The following is a 20,297-nucleotide window of genomic DNA, read 5'->3' as shown; positions in this document are numbered from 1 at the left end:
AGCTATCCTTTCACCGCACCGAGCGACAGGCCTTCGACGAGATAGCGCTGCGCGTAAAGGGCGAGCGCCAGCGTCGGGGTGATCGACAGCACGATCGCTGCCGAGATCTGGCCGTACTGGATGCCGGAGGAGGTGATGAAGGCGAGCGCGCCGACCGTCACCGGCTGCTTGTCGGCCGAAGCGAGCACGAGCGCGAAGATGAAATTGTTCCAGGCGAAGATGAAGGCGAGCAGGCCGGCAGCCGCGATGCCGGGGCCGGCGAGCGGCAGCGCGATCTTGCGGAAGGTGGCGAACCAGGAATGGCCGGCAATGCGATAGGCGTATTCGATATCGGCCGGGATGTCCTCGAAATAGCCGCGCACGATCCACAGGATCAGCGGCAGGCAGATCAGCTGATAGACCCAGATCAGCCCGATATAGGTGTTGGCCAGTCCAAGCTTCTGGAAATAGAGGGTGAGCGGCAGCAGCACCAGCAGCGCCGGCGCGAACCGGAACGACAGCAGCGTGAAGGCGATGTCCTCCGAGCCGCGGAATTTGTGCCGGGCAAAGGCGTAAGCGGCGGGGACGCCGAGCAGCAGCGCGACGGCGACCGAGGTGACCGACAGGAATACCGAATTCCACAGGTTGCGCATGAAGGCGATGTCGAGTGTGCCGGCCGCCGTGGTCAGCTTGCCGGTGATCAGCGCGGTGTAGTTGGCCAGAGTCGGCTTGAAGACAAGCTGCGGCGGAATCCGCAGGATGGTCTCGTTGGTCTGGAAGGACATCATGAGGATCCAGACGATCGGGAACATGAAGAAGATCACGACCAACGTCAGGGCTATGCCACGCAGGATGCGTTCGAGAAGCGAGGTGTGTTCCATCCCGGCCTCCTATGCCAGGCCGCGGGCGCGTTCGCGCAGCCGCAGCCAGTTCTTGATGAAGATGTTGGAGAGGAAATAGGTGATCGCCCACAGGATGATCATCAGCGCCGCCGAGCGGCCGACATTGGTCGACTGGAAGAAATTGAGATAGGCCTCGACCTGGAAGACGGTCAGCGTGTCGCCCGGACCGCCCTGGGTCATGGCATAGATGATGTCGAACTGCTGGATGGAATCCAGCAGGCGAAACAGCGTCGCCGTCAGGATGTAGGGCGTCAGCATCGGCAAGGTGATGCGGAAGAACACAAAACTCCGCGGCACGCCGTCAAGTGCCGCCGCCTCGAAGGGCTGCGTCGGCAGGCTGCGCAGGCCGGCAAGCAGCAGGATCATGATGAAGGGCGTGTAGACCCAGATATCGACAAGCACCACCGTGAAAAGCGCGGTCGACGGCGACGAAGCCCAGCGGAAATCCTGCAATCCGATCAGGCTGGCGAGGTAGCTCAGCACGCCAAAGCCGGGATTGGTCATCAGCTTCCACATCAGCGCGGCAAGCGCCGGCGCCGTCATCAGCGGCATCAACAGCATGATCGAGATGAAGTTGTTCAGCGTCGAGCGCTTCTGCAGCAGCATGGCGATGCCGAGACCGAGAAGCAGTTCAAGCAGCACGGTGATGCCGGCATAGAGCAGCGATATCTCCAGCGTGTTCCAGAATCTCGGGTCGGTGAAAAACGAGATGTAGTTGTCGCCCCAGTTGAACTGCCGCGCCCAGGGCTGGCTCAGCCGGTAGCGCTGGAACGAGTAGACGACCGACGTGAAGAACGGGATCAGGATGCCGATGCAGACGAGCAAGGCCGGCAGGCTGAGCACATAGGGCAGCACTTTCTTGCTGATCCTGAAGCCGGAAGGCCTGTTTCTTTGCATTGTCGCCGTAGTCATCGTGGCTCACCCGTCATCTCTGTTGCTTCGCCCTGCCGGCCGCCCAGGGAGCTAGGCGGCCGGTTGGGCGAGTGGCGGCACCGCCGTTGTTTGAACATCGGAATTTGGGTCCGATGCTCCAGGCGCCGCTTCGCAGTGGAATGGCCGGCTGGCCCGCAGCAGCGGGCCGGCCGGCCGCCAGGACTCAGCCGAGCCCGGCTTCCTTGAGCTGGCCGTCGACGCTGCTGGCCAGCATGTCGAGGCCTTCGTCGACCGGCACTTCCTTGGCCACCATCTTCTGCAGCGTCGCCGCCCATTCGGTGGTCAGATCGAAGAACAGCGGCTGCGGGGTGAACTTGATGCTGGCGCCGGGCGCCGAAACGTCGAACATCTCGACATAACCCGGATAGCTCTTGTTCAGCTTCTCGCGGAACATCTGGTCGTTCCAGACCGACTGACGCACCGGATTGACGAAGTCCATCTCAGTCGCACCGAACAGTGCATGCTCGGGCCCTGATGCCCATTGCATGAAGTACCAAGTGGCGTCCTTGTCCTTCGAGAAATTGGACATCGACAGCGACCAGATCCAGATGTTGGGCGTCGGAGCCTTGGCGGCGGGATTGGCCTTGAAGGCAGAGAAGGCGAGCTTGCCGGCCATCTTGTTGTCGCCGCCGTTCATGAAGTAGCCGAGGATGTCGGCGTCGAAGATCATCGCCGAGGCGCCGGCGCCAAGGTCGGTGCCGACCTGATACCAGGTGTAGGTCGACCAGTCCTTGGGGCCGCTCTCCTGGATCATCTGGACCCACTGCTTGTGGAAGGCCTTGGATTCGGCGGTGTTCATCGCGGCCGACAATTTGCCGTCAGCCGAGACGTTCAGGTCCTTCTGGTCAAAGTTGGCATAGGCCGACAGGAAGCCGGGATGGATCGTCGCCCAGGAGCGCGAGCCGCGCACGCCGATGCCGTAGACGCCGCCGCCGACATCCTTGGTGAGCTTGGCCGCCGTAGCGACCATCTCGTCCATATTGCCGGGAACGCTGACCCCGACCTTGTCGAACATGCCCTTGTTGTAGGTGATGTTGTTCTGTTCGAAGCCCCACGGAATGCACCACTGCTTGGCGTCGTCGGAACCGAGCACGCCGCCGGGCTGACCGTTCCAGGCACAGGACTTCCTGACACCGGGCAGGAAGTCGTCCCAGGCATAGTTCACGTTGGTCTTGGTCGGATCCTTGATCCACTCGTTAAGGTCGGTGATCCAGCCGGCCGGGCCATAGGTCCAGGTCATGTAGGCGCCGGTCATGAAGGCATCGTATTCAGGCGAGCTGGCCGACAGCGCAGCGGTGACCTTGTCGAAATAGACATCCTCCGGGAAGACGTCGTAGACGACTTCCATGCCGGTCAACTTCTTGAAGTTTTCAAGGTTGGCGATCATCGCATCCGCGTAAGGATGCTTGTTGAGCAAGAGCTTGATGGTCTTGCCCTTGTGCGCCTGCCAGTCGAAATCCGCCGCCAGCGCACGGGTCTGCCCCAGGTTGAGCAGCGTTCCGGCGGTGCCGGCGGCAAGGCCCATCGCGCCAAGGCCCTTGATCAGCCCACGACGATCGACTTGTCCGCGCAGGAACGCGTCGATCAGGTCTTTTTCTTTCTCATGCATTTGTCTTCTCCTCCACAGGGTAGTTTCAATCGAATGGCTGCCGGCTACCCGACCGGCGTCTGCTCCACGAGTTTTCGCGCCGTCCGCTCATCGGTGACCAGGCCCTTGAGATAGCGGCCCTCCAACACCGATTTGATGGCACGAACCTTCACCTTGCCGCCGGCAACGGCGACAATCCTGCGATTGCTGATGTCTTCGCGCGCCAGCGCCAGCGCGCGGTTGGAAAGCGTCGTCTCGACCGCCTTTCCAGCATCGTCGAAGAAATGGCCGAGCAGTTCGCCGACACCGCCGTTGCGTCGGATCTCCTCCATTTCGCCCTTCTCGATCATTCCGGTAGCGACCAGCGACGCCTCGCGCTCGGCAGTGCCGATGCCGGCGATGAGCAGGTCGGCGGCCTTGCCGAGATCAAAAACCTCGCTGATGCCCTTCTGCCCAAGCAGCACGGTTCGATCCTCGACCGTGTTGGCGAACATCGGCACCGGCATCACATAGGCTTCGGCGCCGGTCCGTTCGGCCAGGCGGTGAATGACGTCGTGCGGATTGGCCGAGAACTTGCGCGTCAGGCCGCCGAGCAATGAGACGAATCGGGTCTTTTCGGCCGATATGCGCGGCAGATATTCGACGCAGGCGGCGAGCGTGCGGCCATGGCCGACGCCGATCAGCGTATCCTCGCCGCGTTCGATCTCACGCTTGAGGAACTGCGCGCCGGCGATGCCGAGCGCCTTGAGCGGCAAGTCCTCGCCATCGAAGTCGGGAACGACCTCGCAATAATCGAGGCCGTAGCGGCTGGACAAATCGTCTTCAAGCGCGACGCATTCCGACACTTCGCCGTCGATATAGACTTTGACCAGCCCTTCCTGATTGGCCTTGGTGATAAGGCGATGCGCCTTGAGGCTGGTCAGGCCAAGCCGCTTGGCAACCTCCGACTGGGTCAGCCCGCCAGCATAATGGAGCCAGGCGGCGCGCGTCGCCATACTGGTTTCATCGTCGCGCAGGAGGCCGTTTCCAAAACCAACCATTTCCGCCCTAAGATATTTTTATCAGGTGATGCAAAATTTTTCACAAGGTGTCGCAGGAGTCAAGCGTCGCAGCGTTCAAATCACCTTGAGAGGGCAAAAAAGGCCTGCTGAAGCAGCCATCGTGCAGGGCGGTGCCAGTCTGAAATGCCATGCCTGTCGACCTGAAGGGCTGAACGGCTCGCTCCAAGCGAACCAGTTGCATGGCCGCAAAGGCCTGCTCCCGTTCAATGAGCGCATAACTGGGCTGACCGACGCCAACCGCCGATTTGCTGAAAATGCTCTGCCCGCCGAATGGCGGTGGAGCTCGCTTGCGGATCAGGCGAATTCGGGCAAGGAGGACAGGGGCCGAGAAGTATCGATCTTCACATTGCGAGAGCTACAATAATTCTTCACGAACGGCTATCTATCCTTCCGACAGGTGTTTGGTTCGAGTCACGAGGGGCGCGGCTTGGAATTCGATTTGAAGACCATTGAGGCGCTTGCTCCCGATCAGGCGTCGCTGAGCGCCGCCTCCAAGCTGACCAAACGATCGAACTGGCCGCGGCTCGAAAAGCATGAGCCCCAGGCGCTCATCTGGGGTGAATGCCAGGGCTCCGGCTCCAATCCATATCGGGTGGTGGTCGACACCGGCGATCACGGCTACAAATGCACCTGCCCGTCGCGAAAATTCCCGTGCAAGCACACGCTGGCGCTGATGTGGATTGCCGCCACCGCGCCAGCCAGTTTTGCAGCCGCTGAATCCTCGCCTGAATGGGTGAATGACTGGCTTGGCCGGCGCAGGAAGACGACGCCACCGCCAGCGCAACCGATAGAAGGTGTGGCAGCCAAAAGCATTGATGAGGCTGCACGGACGGACGACAGCGCCGCCGTCGAAGACGGTGCGGCGGTGGAGCGTCGTGAGGCTGCGCAGCGCAAGCGGGCGGAAGACACACGACAAGCAGTGTCGGCGGCGCTCGATGAACTCGATCAATGGATCGCCGACCAGTTGCGGCTTGGTCTTTCCGGGTTTGTCGACGGCAGCAGCGACCGTTGCCGCCGGATTGCCGCGCGGCTGGTCGACATGAAGGCAACCGCGCTTGCCGGTCGCATCGACGAGATCCCTTCGCGGCTGATGGCGCTGCGCAGCGAAGAAAAACCGGATGCGGCGATCCGTGAGCTTGGCAAGCTTGTGCTGCTGGCCAAGGCATGGCGGGCGTCGCCCGACGACCCAGAGCTGAAGCGCCTCGTATCGACCTCTGAAACCCGCGAACAGGTTCTGGCCAATCCGGATGCAAGACAGGTCGAAAGCTTCTGGGAGGTTCTGGGCGAGAAGATCGAGAGCCGCCGTGACGGTCTCGTCAGCCATTCGACCTGGCTGCTCGATCTGAAGTGCGCTACCCCGCAATTTGCCGTGCTGCTTGATTATTTTCCGGCTTCTGCCGGACGCCGGTCCAACGCTTTTGCGCCGGGCGATCGTTTCGATGCCCGGCTGGTCTTCTATCCATCACGCAAGCCGCTGCGCGCACTGGTGGCAGAACGCATGGGTGAAGTGACGTCCGGCGCGTGGCCTGATTTCAGCTTTGGCGCTGCAAAGGACCCACTCGCCACGCATGCTTCCTATCAGGATGCTGCGCCTTGGATTACCGATTGTCCTCTCATACTGCCGCCTGGTGCGATCCTGGTCGATGACCGCGGCACAGGCTGGTGGCAGGCCGCGGATGATCCGCAAGGGATCGCCTTGCCGATCGCAGGCGCTGTCAATCAAACATTGCTCGGCCTCGACCTTGCGGCCACGGCAGCGCTCTGGGATGGCGCCCGGCTTGACCTTCTGGCGGCTCAAAGCGGATTCGGGAGGCTTGACCTGTCGTGAACGAGGGCGAGCAAACAGGCCTGGCGACAATGCGCGATTGCTGGATCACCGGCGGAGCCACCTTCGATCTGGCTCCGACCGCCTGGAAGACGATCGCCGGCGGTGCAAGTCCCGACGAGCAGGAGCGCCGGCTCCTAGCAATCGCAGCACAAGCGCTCGACGTCGCCCTGCGGCCGGCGGCGCCGAAGACGCTCAAGCGCCGGCCGCCGCTGCCCAGGCTTGCGCTCCCGATGCTGCCGGAGCGGTTGCGGCCGCTGTTGAGAGCCGCTCTGAAACATGCCGTCGACGCGCGACGCAAGACGCGCGTGGTGACGCTTGTCGCCAGCCGCGGCTTTGTGCTCCATCCGATGGACTGGATGCCCGTCGCGTCGGATCAGAACAGTCCGGACGTCTACGCCCCCTGGATCGACTGGCAAGCAAGCGTGGACGGGGAGAGACATGCCCCGCAAGAGAAACTGACGTCGGAAAATTGGGATGAGTTCTATCCCGCCGCGCGACGCATCGCGCTGGCAGACATGCGCCGCAGTGAACCGGCTTCGGCTCGACTGCTGATCGAGACCAAGGCGTCGGGCGAGCCCGCCGAGGTCAGGCTTGCGCTCGTCGAACTCATGCGCTTCGGCCTGAATCCTGAGGACGCGCCGTTCCTTAAAAGCCTCTCCGCCGACAGGTCCGGCAAGGTGCGCGAACTGGCTGGCCGGCTGCTGGCAAGGTTGGGAGAGCACGGCCGTTCAGACGATGGCGGACCGGGTGATCCCGCAGCTGAACTCGCCGCTTTCATCAGCGAAGGCAAATCCGGCTTCATCCGCCGCCGCAGCATCTACACGCCGGCGAAGTTGAAATCGCCGGCGCAGGAAACGCGTCGCGCCGAATTGTTCGAGACCTGCAATCTCGTCGACCTGGCCGCGCGGTTCAGTGCTACCGAACCTGAGTTCATAGGCGCCTGGCAATTCGGCGCCGACAACAATGCCGACATCCTGATCGCACGAATGGTCGCCGCTTCGGGGAGCGACGCCGCGGTGACGCATATGGCCGACGCACTTGTCGCCGATGGCGGCAAGCCAGCGCTGTTCGTACTGCACCTCACGCCGCGCCTGGACAGTCGCAGAAAACGAGCCCTCGTCCGGCTGATCCTCAAGCAAGCGAATTACCTCAACGCGATCAATCTGGCGGAAGGCATTGATGCTGGCTGGCTGGAATGGGACGATCTTTCGAATGGGTCGGCTGTTGCGGCGCTGCGTTCCGCCGTTGCGGGAACCGACGACGCCATGCGCCGAGGCGCCGACGATATACTGGAAACGATCTGCTTCCTTGCCACGGCGACCACGGCAGCAAAATTGATCGACGAGGTCGTCGCAGCCGGCATGCCGCCCGCAGCCCCATCACTCAGTGTCCTGCGTCTCAACGCGGCGCTGGCCGAACATCAGTCTAGAACCGACACATGATCAATCCGGAGAATTCATATGAACGCTGCCATCCGTCTCCCGGTCGAGCAGGCCTATGCCTCTGAATTGCAGGCGCTGGCGCGCGGTGACGACAGGCAAAAGCCTGCCGGCTGGAGCCTCTCGCCACAAGCTGTGCTGACTTATCTGCTGGGCGGGAAGGCCGGTGACGGCACGCCGGTAACGCCAAAATATGTCGGTCGCCGCCGACTGATGGAGACCGCGGTGGCAACGCTCGCCACCGACCGCGCACTGCTGCTGCTCGGCGTTCCCGGAACGGCCAAGTCCTGGGTGTCGGAACATCTGGCCGCCGCCATCATGGGCGACTCGACGCTTATCGTGCAGTGCACGGCCGGTACCGACGAGAACCAGATCCGCTATGGCTGGAACTATGCGCAACTTCTGGCAAAGGGCCCGAGCCAGGAAGCATTGGTGCCGACGCCGCTGTACCGCGCCATGCAGACCGGCAAGCTCTGCCGGCTCGAGGAACTGACGCGCATGGGCTCGGATGTGCAGGACACGCTGATCACCGTACTTTCCGAAAAGATGATGCCGATCCCGGAATTGAACACATCGATCTATGCCCAGCGCGGCTTCAACATCATTGCCACGGCAAACAATCGGGACAAGGGTGTGAATGAACTCTCCTCGGCACTCAAGCGTCGCTTCAATGTCGTGGTGCTGCCATTGCCGGAAGACATGGCTGAAGAGGTGGCGATCGTCTCCAAGCGGGTCGACGAGATGGCCGGCGGGCTCGACCTGCCGGTGCCGAAAAATGTCGGCGAGGAGATAGCCCGGGTATTGACCATCTTCCGTGAATTGCGGTCCGGTGCGACCGCCGACGGCAAGGTGACGCTGAAGACGCCCTCGGGCTCGCTGTCGACCGCCGAGGCGATCGCGACGATGGTTGGCGGTCTGAGCCAGGCGGCGTGGTTCGACAGCGGCAAGCTCGGCGCCGAAGGTCTCGCCGCCAGCCTTGTCGGGGCGATCGTGAAAGACCCGGTCCAGGACAAGGCAGTGCTGGAAGAATATCTGGAAACAGTGCTCAAGAAGCGGCCTGACTACGCCGGCTACTATGCGGCCTTGAACGCAGCGATCTGACGCGCCATGGGGCACAGCGAGGTCGCCTATTTCGGCATACGCCATCACGGGCCGGGTTCCGCCGACAGCCTTGTGCAGGCATTGCAGGATTTGCAGCCGGTCGCCGTGCTGATCGAGGGGCCTATCGATGCCTCCGCGCTGCTGCCGTTGCTGGCCCGCCCGGAGATGCAGCCGCCGGTAGCACTGCTTTGTTATCCGGAGGAGGATCCGGCTTCGACAAGCTTCTGGCCATTCGCCGAGTTCTCGCCGGAATATCAGGCGGTCCTTTGGGCCGTGGACAACAAGGCGGCCTTGCGCTTCATCGACCTGCCGTCGTCGGCGCGCTTCTCGGAAGCGGCGGTCGACGGCGCGGAAAAAGTTGATGCTGACGATGCGAAGGAGTCAAGCAAGCGTGATGATGTGGCTCCGCATCGGCGTGATCCGATAGGCACGCTGGCCCGCGCCGCCGGCTATGAGGATGGCGAAAGCTGGTGGTCGGACATCATCGAGCAGAATCCGGAACCAGGCCCCATATTCGCCGCCATCTCCGACGCGATGATAACGCTGAGGGATGGTGAAGGCTCGATCGCGCAGTTCGAGGCCCAGCGCGAAGCGCATATGCGGCTCGAAATCGCTGCGGCGCGCAAGGAATTCGACGGACCTATCGCCGTCGTCTGCGGGGCGTGGCATGTGCCGGCACTGCAGGCGACACACATGCAGAAAAACGATCAAGCCCTGCTTAAGGGGATTGCAAGGCGCAAGAGCACGATGACATGGGCGCCGTGGACGGGACCGCGTCTGGCGCTGGGCTACGGCTATGGCGCGGGCGTCGTCGCACCCGGCTGGTGCAAGCATCTCTGGCGCACGCGCGGCCGGCGCGATGCAGCAACCTTGTGGCTTGCAATGATTGCAGCGGTGCTGCGGGTGAAGGGTCACCTGGTCTCGACCGCTTCGCTGATCGAAGCGGAGCGGCTCGCCCGCACGCTCGCCGCGATTCGCGAGCGGCCGAAACCCGGGTTTGAGGAATTGCGCGACGCCGCAATTGCGGCTCTGTTCAACGGCGAAGCGTTGCTGTGGGCCGTGGTCGAGGCCGAGCTGCTTCTAGGTGCGGACGTCGGCCAAATTCCACCCGACACGCCGTTGGCGCCGTTGATCGAGGATCTGCAGCGCAACCAGAAGGCGGCGCGGCTGAAACCTGAAGCGCTGGAGCGGGAACTATCCGTCGACCTGCGAAGCGACAGCGGGCTGTTTCGTTCGACATTGCTGCATCGGCTGAACGTGCTTGGTGTGCATTGGGGCAAGTTGACGGACGCCGGTCGCAGCCGTGGCACGTTCCGCGAGCGGTGGACCCTGGCCTGGGAGCCGGAATATGCCGTTCGCCTGGTGGAGAACCTGATCTACGGGCCGACCATCGAAAAGGCTGCCAACGGCCGCCTGATACAGATGATCGAAGCCGCAGCAACCCTCGATACGCTTGCGGCACTGGTCCAGGGCGCCATCACGGCAGGCCTGTCGGAAGCATCGACCGCCGGTCTCACGGCCCTGGAGGCGCGCGCGGCGCGCAGCAGCGAATGCCTGGAGATTCTGGCCTCGGTGCCGCCGCTCGCCGACATCATCCGCTACGGCGAGGCGCGCAAAACCGAGACGAACCGGCTTTCCGGCCTCATGGAGCGGCTGATCGTCGAAGGTGCGATCGCGCTTCCCTATGCGGCACGCGACCTGGATGAGCAGGCCGCCGCGACGCTGGTAAGAGCGATGCGCAAGGCCGATGAGGCGATCAGGCTGGTGGAGCCGGGGGAAGACGTGCTGAACGGATGGCGCAACGGGCTGGCTGCCGTTCTCGAGGGGTCGCGGGCGACGGCGCTATTGGCCGGATGCGCCGCGCACCTGCTCTACGAGGCCGGCCGCCTGTCCGCCGAAGCCGCAGCCGAGCTGCTCGGGCGACGCCTGTCGCCGGGCACGCCAGTCGCCGAGGCGGCGGGGTTCTTCGAGGGCTTCTTCAGCACAGCGGGTCAACGGCTGATCTATGACGAAGGTCTCCGCAGCGCGGTCGATTCCTGGCTCAAATCTCTCGACGAAGATGCTTTCATCGCGCACCTGCCGTTGCTGCGCCGCGTCTTTTCCAATCTGGACAGCATGGAGCGCCGGCGACTGATCGAAGCGGTTCTCGGCCGTGCCGCGCGCTTGCCGGCTGGCCTGACGCCGACGCCGGATGGCGGCGAGGCATGGCGCCGACACCTGGAACGGCTTGGACCATTGCTGAGGGGAGGAAGCGGCAATGGATGACGAGGGCGAAATGAACGGGCCCGGCCGACTCACTGCAGATGCCGGAGGGGAGCGCCGCTGGCGCCTGGCGATCGGCGCCGATGACGAGGCGTCGGCGGCACTTTCCAGCGACGACAAACGACTTTCGGCGGCACTCGATGCTCTCTACGGCGATGGTGCCAGCGCGGCGGCCAGTGACCCGCGCAAGCGGCGTGGCGGGCTTGGCCGCTCGGCACCGCGCGTTGCGCAATGGATGGTGGACATTCGCTCCTTCTTTCCCGCGCAGGTCGTTCAGATCGTCCAGAAGGACGCTTTCGAACGGCTGGACCTGAAGCAGATGCTGATGGAGCCGGAGTTCCTCAAGGCGATCGAGGCGGACGTCAACCTGGTCGCCGACCTGATTTCACTGCGTTCAGTCATGCCGGCCAAGACCAAGGACATCGCCCGCACGATCATCGCCGACATCGTCGCCAAGCTGATGCAGAAGCTGGAGCAGAAGACCGCCGAGGCGATACGCGGCGCGCTCGACCGATCGAAGCGCACCAAACGTCCGCGTGCGCGCGATATCGACTGGCAGCGCACCATCTCGGCGAGCCTTCGCCACTACCAGCCCGAGCACAAAACTATCGTGCCGGAGAAGCTGGTTGGTTTCATGCGCAAGCAGCGTCGGCTAGTCGACCTTGACGAAGTCGTTCTCTGCGTCGACCAGTCCGGCTCGATGGCAAGCTCGGTCGTCTACGCCTCGATCTTCGCGGCAGTGATGGCCTCGCTGCCGGTCGTGCGCACCAAGCTCGTCTGTTTCGATACGGCCATCGTCGACCTTACCGAAGAACTCAGCGATCCCGTCGAAGTGCTGTTCGGCGTGCAGCTTGGCGGCGGCACCGATATCAACCAGGCCGTCGCCTATTGCGCCGACCGTATCGAGCGGCCAACCAAGTCGCATCTGGTGCTGGTCACCGACCTCTACGAGGGCGGCAATGGCCAGGAATTGCTGCGGCGGCTGGCGGCGCTGGTTCGATCCGGCGTCAATGTCGTCGTGCTTCTGACACTGACCGACCAAGGCCGGCCCGGCTATGATCCGGCAATGGCAGGTTCGGTTGCCGCACTTGGCATTCCGGTCTTCGCCTGCACGCCGGATCTGTTTCCGGACATGATGGCGGCGGCATTGCGCCGCGAGGATATCGGCGCCTGGGCGGCGGGAGCCGACATCAAGCTGGTTCGCGCCGAGACCGAGGCGCCCAGGGCGGACGACTGAGCCCCATGTTCCAGAGGGTTGCCGAACTCCTGTCGCGGCTGGAAAGCGGCTGGACAGGTCAGCGATTGTGGCCGGCAGTTCCGCTATTTAATGTCCTTCAATCGCATGCGCCACGGCAATGCGGGCAGCGAGCGCCGCGTTGTTGCGGACCAGCGCGATGTTGGCCTTCAGGCTGCGGCCCTGCGAAAGCTCGTTGATGCGGGCGAGCAGGAACGGCGTCAGTTCCTTGCGACCGATGCCGCGTTCTTCGGCTTCCGCCACCGCCGCGGCGATCGTGCCATCGATGAAGGCTGGATCGAGCGCATCCAGTTGCGGAATTGGATTGGCGACGAGGATGCCTGTGCCCGAGCCGATCTGCTCGTGCAGCAGCATGGCCTGCGCAATGTCCTGCGGCGTATCGAGGCGGTGATCGGCTTTAAGTCCGCTGGAGCGCGTATAAAAAGCCGGAAAGTCGTCGCTCTGGTAGGCAATCACCGGCACGCGCTGGGTCTCCAGATATTCCAGCGTTTTTGCAATATCGAGGATCGATTTCACGCCGGCGCAGACGACGGTCGTGCCGGTCTGGCCGAGTTCGGTCAGGTCGGCCGAGATATCGAAACTGGCTTCGGCGCCGCGATGCACGCCGCCGACGCCGCCGGTCGCGAAAATACCGATGCCCGCCAATGCAGCGATCCGCATCGTCGCCGAAACCGTGGTTCCGGCCGAGCCGCCGCCCACCATAATGGCGGCGAGGTCGCGCCCGGACGCCTTGACCACGTCCTTTGCCGCTGCCAGCTGCTCCAGCTCGCGGTCGTCGAGCCCGACCTTGATCTTGCCGGCGACCACCGCGATGGTGGCGGGCACGGCGCCATTCTCGCGCACCACGGTCTCGACGCCGCGGGCAGTCTCCAGATTGGCTGGATACGGCATGCCGTGGGTGATGATCGTCGATTCCAGCGCCACCACCGCGCGGCCTTCACGAAGTGCTGCCGCGACTTCGTCGTTCAGATGGAGAAGGGAAGGTTTCATCGTTATTTCGCTTTCAGGGTTCGGCTCGCGTTCAGGTCGTCTGGCTTCAGGCGGGAATGCGGTACATGCCGGCGGTGAGGAAGCGCGGCGACAGGTCGGGATGGACGCTGGATTCGCTCTCGGTGGTCAGCGTGGCGAGCAGCGCGCCGGTGCGCACTGCATCGAGCACGGGATCGCCCGAAAGCACCTTGTACATGGTGCCGGCAATCATCGCGTCGCCGGCGCCGGTGATGTCGACGGCGCGGGCCGGGACGGAACGCATCGTTGCCACGCCGCTTTCGGTCGCGACCGCAAATCCATGCGCGCCCATGGTCACGATCACCTCGCTGGCGCCGACCGCGCGCAGCGCCGCCGCTGCCTCTTTCGGCTTCAGCCGCTTGTCGGCATCGGTGATGCCAAGCATCGTATTGGCCTCGTCATGGTTGGTGAATAAAAGGTCGATGCCGGTCAGGTCCTTCGGCAGGCGCGCCGATTTCGGCGACGACACCGTGTCGACGGCGAGCTTGAAGCGCGCGCCCTGCTTGCGTGACATCAGCGCCGCGATCGTCGCGGCCGGCAGGTTGCAGTCGATGAACACCCAATTCGCTGAAGCCAGATGCGGCCAGAAACGGTCGAGACAGGAGGGCGAAAACAGATCGAAGATCTCCATGTCGGCGATGCCGAGCACGAGATCGTTGTTGAGATCGAGGATCGCCGCATATTCCGCCGTCGGCCGCTCCGTGGTGGTGATGACCTGGCTGACGTCGGCGCCTAGGTCGCGCAGGTGCCGCACCAGCGAGCGGCCGGTCTCGTCGTCGCTGACAATCGAAACGAAGCTCACGTCGACGCCGAGGCGGACAAGGTTCTCGGCGACGTTGCGGGCGACGCCGCCGAAGCTGCGATAGCCGTCGACCGGGTTCGACGTCCCGAAGATCAGATCCTTCCTGGCGTGGTACTTGCGGTCGAGGACGGCGCCGCCGATGCAGATCATGCGCTTGGACGCCGGCAAGACATAGCCGCGGCCAAGAATGTAGCCCTTGTTGACGAGCTGCACGATGTGGGCCGCGACGGTCGAGCGGGCAATGCCGAGCGCGGTCGCTATATCCTGCTGGCCGGCGAACGGGTTCGCCGCAATGAGATCCAGAACTGCCTGTTGCTGTGCTCCAAGGTCGTCCATCACCTCACCCCGGCCCGCGCAATTCATGTTGAACATTGATCAACAACAGATGATGTTGTCAACATTTGTTTGGCTGGCGAGCTTATCAATGCCAGTCGCTGGTACTGGTCAACGCCCGGCGCCGCATCACATTACTTGTTGCCGATGGCAAGAAGTTTGAAAGCAGGATGAACGAACAGGAGTTGATGGCGGAGCTGGAGCGGCTGGTTTCCGAGGATCGGAACCCGAGGACGATGGATATCGACCTGCTGCCGACCATCGAGATTCTGCGCCTGATCCATGACGAGGACAGCGGCGTTCCGGCCGCCGTCGAGAAGGTCATTCCGGAAATTGCTGCCGCGGTAGACCGGATCGTTGGTGCGTTTCAAAAAGGCGCGCGGCTTGTCTATATGGGCGCCGGCACGAGCGGCCGGCTGGGGGTTCTCGACGCCTCGGAGTGTCCGCCAACATTCGGCGTGCCCGAGGGCATGGTGCTCGGCCTGATCGCCGGCGGCCCCAAAGCGCTGGTGCGGGCTGTGGAAGGCGCCGAGGACGATCCGCAACAAGGCATCAAGGCACTGCAGGACATCAAGTTGACCGCCGACGATGTGGTGGTCGGTATCGCGGTCAGCGGCCGCACACCCTACGTCATCGGCGGCTTGACCTATGCAAGGCAGGTGGGAGCAACGACCGTGGCGCTTTCCTGCAATCCCAGGTCAGTCATTGCCGGCATTGCCGATATCGCCATCTCTCCGCTTGTCGGCCCCGAGGTTCTCGCCGGCTCGACCCGGCTGAAGTCGGGAACCGCGCAAAAGCTGGTTCTCAACATGCTTACGACAGCCAGCATGATCCGGATCGGCAAGAGCTATCAGAACCTGATGGTCGACCTCAATCCCAGCAACAAGAAGCTTGTCGCCAGGGCGGTCGGGATCGTGATGCAGACCACCGGCTGCACAGCGCAGCAGGCGCGACGGGCGCTCGACCAGACCGGCAAAGACGTCAAGCTGGCGATACTGGTGACAATCACCGGGATGGGCATCGAAGAGGCGCGCAAGGCGCTCGACAATGCGGGCGGGTTTTTGCGAAAGGCGATCGGCGAAAAGACGGCGTGAGCTGTCTGGATACCAGTATACCAGTATCCAGGATGGATCGACTTCGACAAAGGCAGGGCATTGGAGACCTTGCTCACCAAACGGATCCATCCGACACATCATTTCGACAGCGGGATTATCGAGATTCGCCCATCGGTCGGCGATCGCGCCAACGGAGCCTAACAAATGATGATTGCGAAAAGTGGCGAACCAATCTGGGCCGTCGGGCTGATGACCGGCACGGTGCTGGACGGCAATATCGATGTTGCGCTGATCAAAACCGACGGCGAGCGGATCGAGGATTTCGGCACCTACACGCTGGCGCCCTACCCCGGATCGATCCGGACGCTGCTGGAGGAGACGCTGGATCAGGCCAGGGCGTGGAATTTTTCCGGGCCAGAACCGGCGATCTTTCGCGAAGCCGAAGAAGCGCTAACGCGCGCCCAGTCAGCAGCCGTCAGGGACCTGGTCGAAAGCTACGGGCTGACGATGGCCAATATCGGCGTCGTCGGCTTCCATGGCCAGACCGTGCTGCATCGCGCCCCGCAAACCCGCCGGCTCGGCCAGACCCGCCAGCTCGGCGATGGGGCTTTGATGCATGCCATACTGGGGACCAAGGTCGCCTATGATTTCCGTTCGGCCGACATGCGCGCCGGCGGGCAGGGGGCGCCGCTGTCGGCCGCCTATCACGCCGCGCTGCTGCGCGATGCCGATATCAGCGGCGACACGGCGGTGCTCAATCTCGGCGGCGTCGCCAACATCACCTGGTGGGACGGCAAGGACAATGTCGTCGCCTTCGACACCGGACCGGCCAACGCGCCGTTGAACGATTTCATCAAGTCGAAGGGGCTTGGCGACATGGATCGCGACGGCACGCTGGCGCGGACCGGCACCGTCGACGAAGCCAAGCTGGCCAAGCTCCTGCAGCATCCCTACCTGGCCAAGCCCTATCCAAAGTCGCTTGACCGGTTCGATTTCGGCGCAGCCATGGCGGATGGGATGAACGCTGAGGATGGTGCCGCACTGCTGACGGCCTTCACCGCTGCGGCCGTCGGCAAGGCGCTCGACCTCCTGCCACACCGGCCGAAGCGTCTGGTGGTCAGCGGCGGCGGCCGCCACAACCCGACGATCATGGCCATGCTCGCCAGCCGCGCCGGCGTCGAAGCGGTGCCGGCGGAGGCGCTCGGCTGGAAGGGTGACGCGGTCGAGGCGGAGTGCTTTGCCTTCCTTGCGGTTCGCGTGCTCAGGAGCCTGCCGATCAGTTTTCCGACCACCACCGGTGTGCCGCAGCCGATGCGCGGCGGACGCCTTGCCGGCTGATCAAGCCAGCAGTTTCTTCTGCAGGAAGACGCGGCTGCGACCGGCGGGAAAATCGGGAAGCACGCCGAACGGCCGATATCCCTGACGCTCATAGGCCTTGGCCGCCCGGGGATTGAAGGTGTCGATCAAGGCGCCATGACAGCCGCGTGCGACGGCCTCCTGTTCGGCTGCGTCCAGCATCCTGCCGGCCATGCGCTGGCCGCGCAGCCGCTCATCAACCCACAGCCACTGCACATAGAGCCAGCCCCAGGCGGTGTATCCCGAGATGCCGCCGACAACCGCACGGTGCTCGTCGCGCACGAACACGGCGAGCACCTTCCTGTTGGCCGGACCGACTTCGCTGTCGTTGAACGCGCTGAGCCGCTCCCCGAGAAAAGCGAGTTCTTTCGGCGAAGGGTCGGCGGTGGTTTCAAGCGTAATGTTCATCGCTTGTCCAGACAGGCTCACAGCCGGATACCGGTATGCAGCGCTTCCGGACGCGTGGCACTTTCATTTGCATTTATCGAAGGAAAGGACGGGAGCGCAAGCTCTGCCGCCGCGTGGCTCCGCGACTACACGGGCCGCGGCGAATGCCACGCCGCCGCCGCAGCGGCAACCAGCATGAGCAGCGCGGCGACCATTGCCGATGCCGCAAAGCCGAAGCTGGAATAAAGCGGACCGAAGGCGGTGGTGCCGACAAACACCGCGAGATAGGTCACTGCGCTGTTCAAGCCCATGATCGTGCCGCTCCGCGCCGGATCGAGCGCCGAGAGGCGCATCACCAGGACGTTCAGCCCGAAATGATTGGCAAGGCCCCAGAGCGCGACCATCGCGATGGTCAGATGGAAACTACTGCCTGCCGCGGCGAGCGCGACATAGACGGCCGCGACGAGGAGATAGGCGAACGGCATGACACGTCGCGCGCCAAGTCGATCGATCACGCCGTCAAGCAGTGCCGCCATGCCGAAGCCGGCGCCATAGGCGAGCGCCGCAAAGCCGTTGGCGCTGACCGGCCGTCCCAAGCCATTGTGAAGGTGATCGCCAAGATAACCATAGACGCCGTAGAAGGCGGTCATGAAGGCGCCGCAGGCGACCAGGAGCGGCACGATGCCGGGCACGGCCAAGGCGCCGAGCGGCGTCGGCGCCGGGCCGCTTTTCCTGACGTCGCTCAACGACGTCAGCGTAAGGCCGGTCAACGCGAGCGCCGCAAGCACCGCAACCGCTGCGAAAACGGCGCGCCAATGCACCAGATCGGCAAGCACCGCCGACAATGAGACGCCGGCGACCATGCTCAGGGTCCATCCGGTCAGCACGACACCGATGGTTCCACTTTCGCGGCCAGGCGGCGCGATCGCAGCGGCGCTGGCGTAGATTGCCGGCATGGCGATACCGGCGGCGATGCCGGCGAGAAGCTGGGCTGCAACCAGCGTCGTTACCGTCGGCGCGGCGGCGCTGGCGAGAAGCGCGACCGCCAGCAGCAGCAATGCCCCTTGCAGCATGCGGCGGGCGCCGAGCCGATCGATATGGCGGGCCAGGAACAGGGCGCTTGCCGACGTTCCAAGCCCGAACGCAGCGGACGCGATCATGACGGCCGGCACGCTCGTCGCAAACGATGCGGCCACCGCCGGCGCTATCGGACCGAGAACCAGCGAGTTCGAGCCGATCACCGCGATGCATCCGGTCAGGAGATAGGCGAGCGCCGGGATAGGCGGCCTTGCCGTCAATGTTGCGACTTGATCACTGTTCGACATATGGCGATAATCGCCGTATTAAATTCTGTATCAATAAGGAATTTCACCATGGATGAAGAAACAGATGGCATTCTGCAGAACAGGCCTGCTGCCCGCGATGTCGACGCAACCGACCGAAAGATATTAGGCGTTCTGGTCGACGACGCCACGGTCAGCTATGCCGAGCTCGGCGATCGTGTCGGCCTGTCGCCGCCGGCCGCGCATGAACGGGTGAAGCGGCTTCGGCGCAGCGGCGCCATCCGCAACACCGCGGCAATCATCGATCCCAAGGCGGTGGGCAAGCCGTTGCTCGCTTTCGTCCACATCGACACCAAGGGTTGGGGAAAGACCCCCGAACTGATGGCGATTTCCGAGCATCCCGAAGTCGAGGAGATTCATTCGGTGGCCGGCGACACATGCATGCTGATCAAGGTCCGCACCGAGGACACAAGGGCGCTAGAAGGCCTGCTGTCGCGTCTTTACGAAACGCCCGGCGTGACCTCGACGCGAAGCTATGTGGTTCTGTCGACCTATCTCGAGCGGCCGGTGCAGCCCGGGATCACGACCGAATGGCCGGCACCCCGGCACATGGCCAAGCCATTGTATTAGCCGGAGCGCGCGACCGGCTGGATGAGCGAGGTTAGCGGGCTTCGACAAGCTCGCTAACCGCTCCAGGTTCGCTACCGAGACGCCTTGTAAAGCTTGGTAGCAATCTCGTACATTTCCTCAGGCGCGTAGTCCGGTGTGAAAGCTGACGGCTCTCCCACCAACTCCTGGATCTTTCCGCCCTCTGGCATTCCCTCGACCACCTCCAATTCACCTGGAGGATCGTCCGGGAGGGCCATTTCGCCATTGCCCCAGATGCCGGCTATTTCACGGTAATCTTCGGGGCTGAATGTATAAAGGCGTCGGTGCGAGCCTTCCTCAAGATATTTCTGGCTCTCCGGGATGTTGGCCAGCGGAATGTTGGGCGTCGGAAGCATCTTCTCGATTTCGACACCCGTTATCTGTTTGAGCGCGAGGGCATAGGCATGGGCGTGCACCGATCCCCTTACCAGCAGATATCCGCAGACCTCCCGTCCGGTTGGGTCCGACAAGGTTTCGTAGACCCGCAGTTTGTGAAGGCGGGCTCCGCATTCGAGATGGAAATTGTGGAGGAGGTCGAAAATGACGTTGCCGGTCGTTGTAACGAAATCCTTGTTCCAGCTCAGGCCGTTTGAATCGATCGGCACGGCGCCACCACCATGCGACAAAAATCCGGCAGCCAGCCTCGCGTCCTTCATCATTTCGAACGGCGCGCCAGTGATATCTGTCGGACCTACCGTGTCAGCGCCGGGTTCATCAGGGCCGTTCGCAAGCATCGACACCCCGTTGCTGACCAATTCGACATGGCCAAGCTCTTCGGCGGTTATGGCCGCAACCAGGCTGTAGAACGGCCTCAACTTGCTCTTCGATCGGAAATTGAAGCTTTGGAAGAGGTAGTTACCGAGTGTGGACATTTCTCCGTATTTTCCGCCAAGCAACTCCTGGAGCGCTGAAGCGGCATTGACATCCTGTTGGGCCGGTGCCGGTAATTCGATCTGAAGCTTGTCGACGCGCAAGAACATGGCCTATCTCCGTTAGAGGAGCTGACCTAACAGCACTTCGACGGTATTGTTCCCGCCTCTCAGAAGAGTATTTCTCCCGTCGACCGGCTTCTATCCC

18 protein-coding genes and 1 pseudogene are annotated in these 20,297 nt (G+C 63.2%); 10 read left to right on the top strand and 9 right to left on the bottom strand.

Features of this window, described 5'->3' with window-relative positions:
• Positions 1-2: 2 nt before the first annotated feature.
• From AC0L2Z_RS00780 to AC0L2Z_RS00765, 4 genes are all read right to left on the bottom strand, one after another.
• A complete protein-coding gene (locus AC0L2Z_RS00780) occupies positions 3-860 on the bottom strand; it encodes a carbohydrate ABC transporter permease (protein WP_023800184.1) in 858 nt (285 codons plus the stop codon).
• Positions 861-869: 9 nt separating this feature from the next.
• Positions 870-1,793: a carbohydrate ABC transporter permease gene (locus AC0L2Z_RS00775; RefSeq protein ID WP_091599904.1), complete on the bottom strand. Its 924-nt coding sequence runs from the start codon at positions 1,791-1,793 to the stop codon at positions 870-872.
• A gap of 184 nt (positions 1,794-1,977) precedes the next feature.
• Positions 1,978-3,423: an ABC transporter substrate-binding protein gene (locus AC0L2Z_RS00770; RefSeq protein WP_128167495.1), complete on the bottom strand. Its 1,446-nt coding sequence runs from the start codon at positions 3,421-3,423 to the stop codon at positions 1,978-1,980.
• A 44-nt stretch (positions 3,424-3,467) separates the two neighbouring features.
• Entirely contained in the window at positions 3,468-4,442 is a 975-nt protein-coding gene (locus tag AC0L2Z_RS00765) for a sugar-binding transcriptional regulator (RefSeq protein WP_027152561.1), read from the bottom strand.
• A gap of 25 nt (positions 4,443-4,467) precedes the next feature.
• Between AC0L2Z_RS00765 and AC0L2Z_RS00760 the strand changes: the two genes are divergently transcribed.
• From AC0L2Z_RS00760 to AC0L2Z_RS00735, 6 genes are all read left to right on the top strand, one after another.
• Positions 4,468-4,827: a hypothetical protein gene (locus AC0L2Z_RS00760; RefSeq protein WP_473626272.1), complete on the top strand. Its 360-nt coding sequence runs from the start codon at positions 4,468-4,470 to the stop codon at positions 4,825-4,827.
• A gap of 63 nt (positions 4,828-4,890) precedes the next feature.
• Positions 4,891-6,291 (top strand): SWIM zinc finger family protein, encoded by a 1,401-nt coding sequence (locus AC0L2Z_RS00755; RefSeq protein ID WP_128171921.1) that lies wholly within the window; start codon positions 4,891-4,893, stop codon positions 6,289-6,291.
• Positions 6,288-7,733 (top strand): DUF5691 domain-containing protein, encoded by a 1,446-nt coding sequence (locus AC0L2Z_RS00750; protein ID WP_473626271.1) that lies wholly within the window; start codon positions 6,288-6,290, stop codon positions 7,731-7,733. Before AC0L2Z_RS00755 ends, AC0L2Z_RS00750 begins: the two co-directional genes overlap by 4 nt.
• Before the next feature lie 18 nt (positions 7,734-7,751).
• Positions 7,752-8,831, top strand: coding sequence for an ATP-binding protein (locus tag AC0L2Z_RS00745; RefSeq protein WP_077381511.1), 1,080 nt, complete (start codon positions 7,752-7,754; stop codon positions 8,829-8,831).
• Between the two features lie 6 nt (positions 8,832-8,837).
• Complete coding sequence (locus AC0L2Z_RS00740; RefSeq protein ID WP_473626270.1) at positions 8,838-11,096, top strand: DUF5682 family protein; 2,259 nt, start codon at positions 8,838-8,840, stop codon at positions 11,094-11,096.
• Complete coding sequence (locus AC0L2Z_RS00735; RefSeq protein WP_473626269.1) at positions 11,089-12,330, top strand: VWA domain-containing protein; 1,242 nt, start codon at positions 11,089-11,091, stop codon at positions 12,328-12,330. Before AC0L2Z_RS00740 ends, AC0L2Z_RS00735 begins: the two co-directional genes overlap by 8 nt.
• Positions 12,331-12,417: 87 nt before the next feature.
• On the opposite strand, the gene AC0L2Z_RS00730 is transcribed toward AC0L2Z_RS00735, so the two are convergent.
• Both AC0L2Z_RS00730 and AC0L2Z_RS00725 read right to left on the bottom strand, forming a co-directional pair.
• Positions 12,418-13,338, bottom strand: a complete 921-nt coding sequence (locus AC0L2Z_RS00730) for a pseudouridine-5'-phosphate glycosidase (protein WP_473626267.1) — start codon at positions 13,336-13,338, stop codon at positions 12,418-12,420.
• 46 nt (positions 13,339-13,384) lie between these two features.
• The gene (locus tag AC0L2Z_RS00725; RefSeq protein WP_473626266.1) at positions 13,385-14,494 is read right to left on the bottom strand and encodes a carbohydrate kinase; all 1,110 of its coding nucleotides are present in this window, start codon (positions 14,492-14,494) and stop codon (positions 13,385-13,387) included.
• A gap of 167 nt (positions 14,495-14,661) precedes the next feature.
• On the opposite strand from AC0L2Z_RS00725, the gene murQ reads away from it, so the two are divergent.
• From murQ to AC0L2Z_RS00710, 3 genes and pseudogenes are all read left to right on the top strand, one after another.
• Positions 14,662-15,585: an N-acetylmuramic acid 6-phosphate etherase gene (gene murQ / locus AC0L2Z_RS00720; protein WP_128167503.1), complete on the top strand. Its 924-nt coding sequence runs from the start codon at positions 14,662-14,664 to the stop codon at positions 15,583-15,585.
• 33 nt (positions 15,586-15,618) lie between these two features.
• Positions 15,619-15,747: pseudogene (locus AC0L2Z_RS00715) on the top strand (esterase); the annotation flags it as partial.
• Between the two features lie 6 nt (positions 15,748-15,753).
• Positions 15,754-16,884 carry an anhydro-N-acetylmuramic acid kinase gene (locus AC0L2Z_RS00710; protein ID WP_128167601.1) on the top strand — a complete coding sequence of 377 codons (1,131 nt, stop codon included), beginning with the start codon at positions 15,754-15,756 and terminating at the stop codon, positions 16,882-16,884.
• Here AC0L2Z_RS00710 and AC0L2Z_RS00705 read toward each other — a convergent pair whose 3' ends face one another.
• Positions 16,885-17,310 carry a GNAT family N-acetyltransferase gene (locus AC0L2Z_RS00705; RefSeq protein ID WP_128167504.1) on the bottom strand — a complete coding sequence of 142 codons (426 nt, stop codon included), beginning with the start codon at positions 17,308-17,310 and terminating at the stop codon, positions 16,885-16,887. It abuts the gene before it with no gap.
• Between the two features lie 125 nt (positions 17,311-17,435).
• Positions 17,436-18,614, bottom strand: a complete 1,179-nt coding sequence (locus AC0L2Z_RS00700; RefSeq protein ID WP_473626265.1) for an MFS transporter — start codon at positions 18,612-18,614, stop codon at positions 17,436-17,438.
• 48 nt (positions 18,615-18,662) lie between these two features.
• Here AC0L2Z_RS00700 and AC0L2Z_RS00695 point away from each other — a divergent pair, with 48 nt between their 5' ends.
• Entirely contained in the window at positions 18,663-19,202 is a 540-nt protein-coding gene (locus AC0L2Z_RS00695; RefSeq protein ID WP_023800168.1) for an Lrp/AsnC family transcriptional regulator, read from the top strand.
• A 71-nt stretch (positions 19,203-19,273) separates the two neighbouring features.
• Here AC0L2Z_RS00695 and AC0L2Z_RS00690 read toward each other — a convergent pair whose 3' ends face one another.
• Entirely contained in the window at positions 19,274-20,200 is a 927-nt protein-coding gene (locus tag AC0L2Z_RS00690; RefSeq protein WP_023800167.1) for a manganese catalase family protein, read from the bottom strand.
• Positions 20,201-20,297 lie beyond the last annotated feature (97 nt).

The sequence above is a fragment of the Mesorhizobium sp. WSM4850 genome (genome assembly GCF_055811735.1).
The sequence above is the reverse complement of the archived record's forward strand: the minus strand, read 5'-3'. Positions and strand labels throughout refer to the sequence as shown.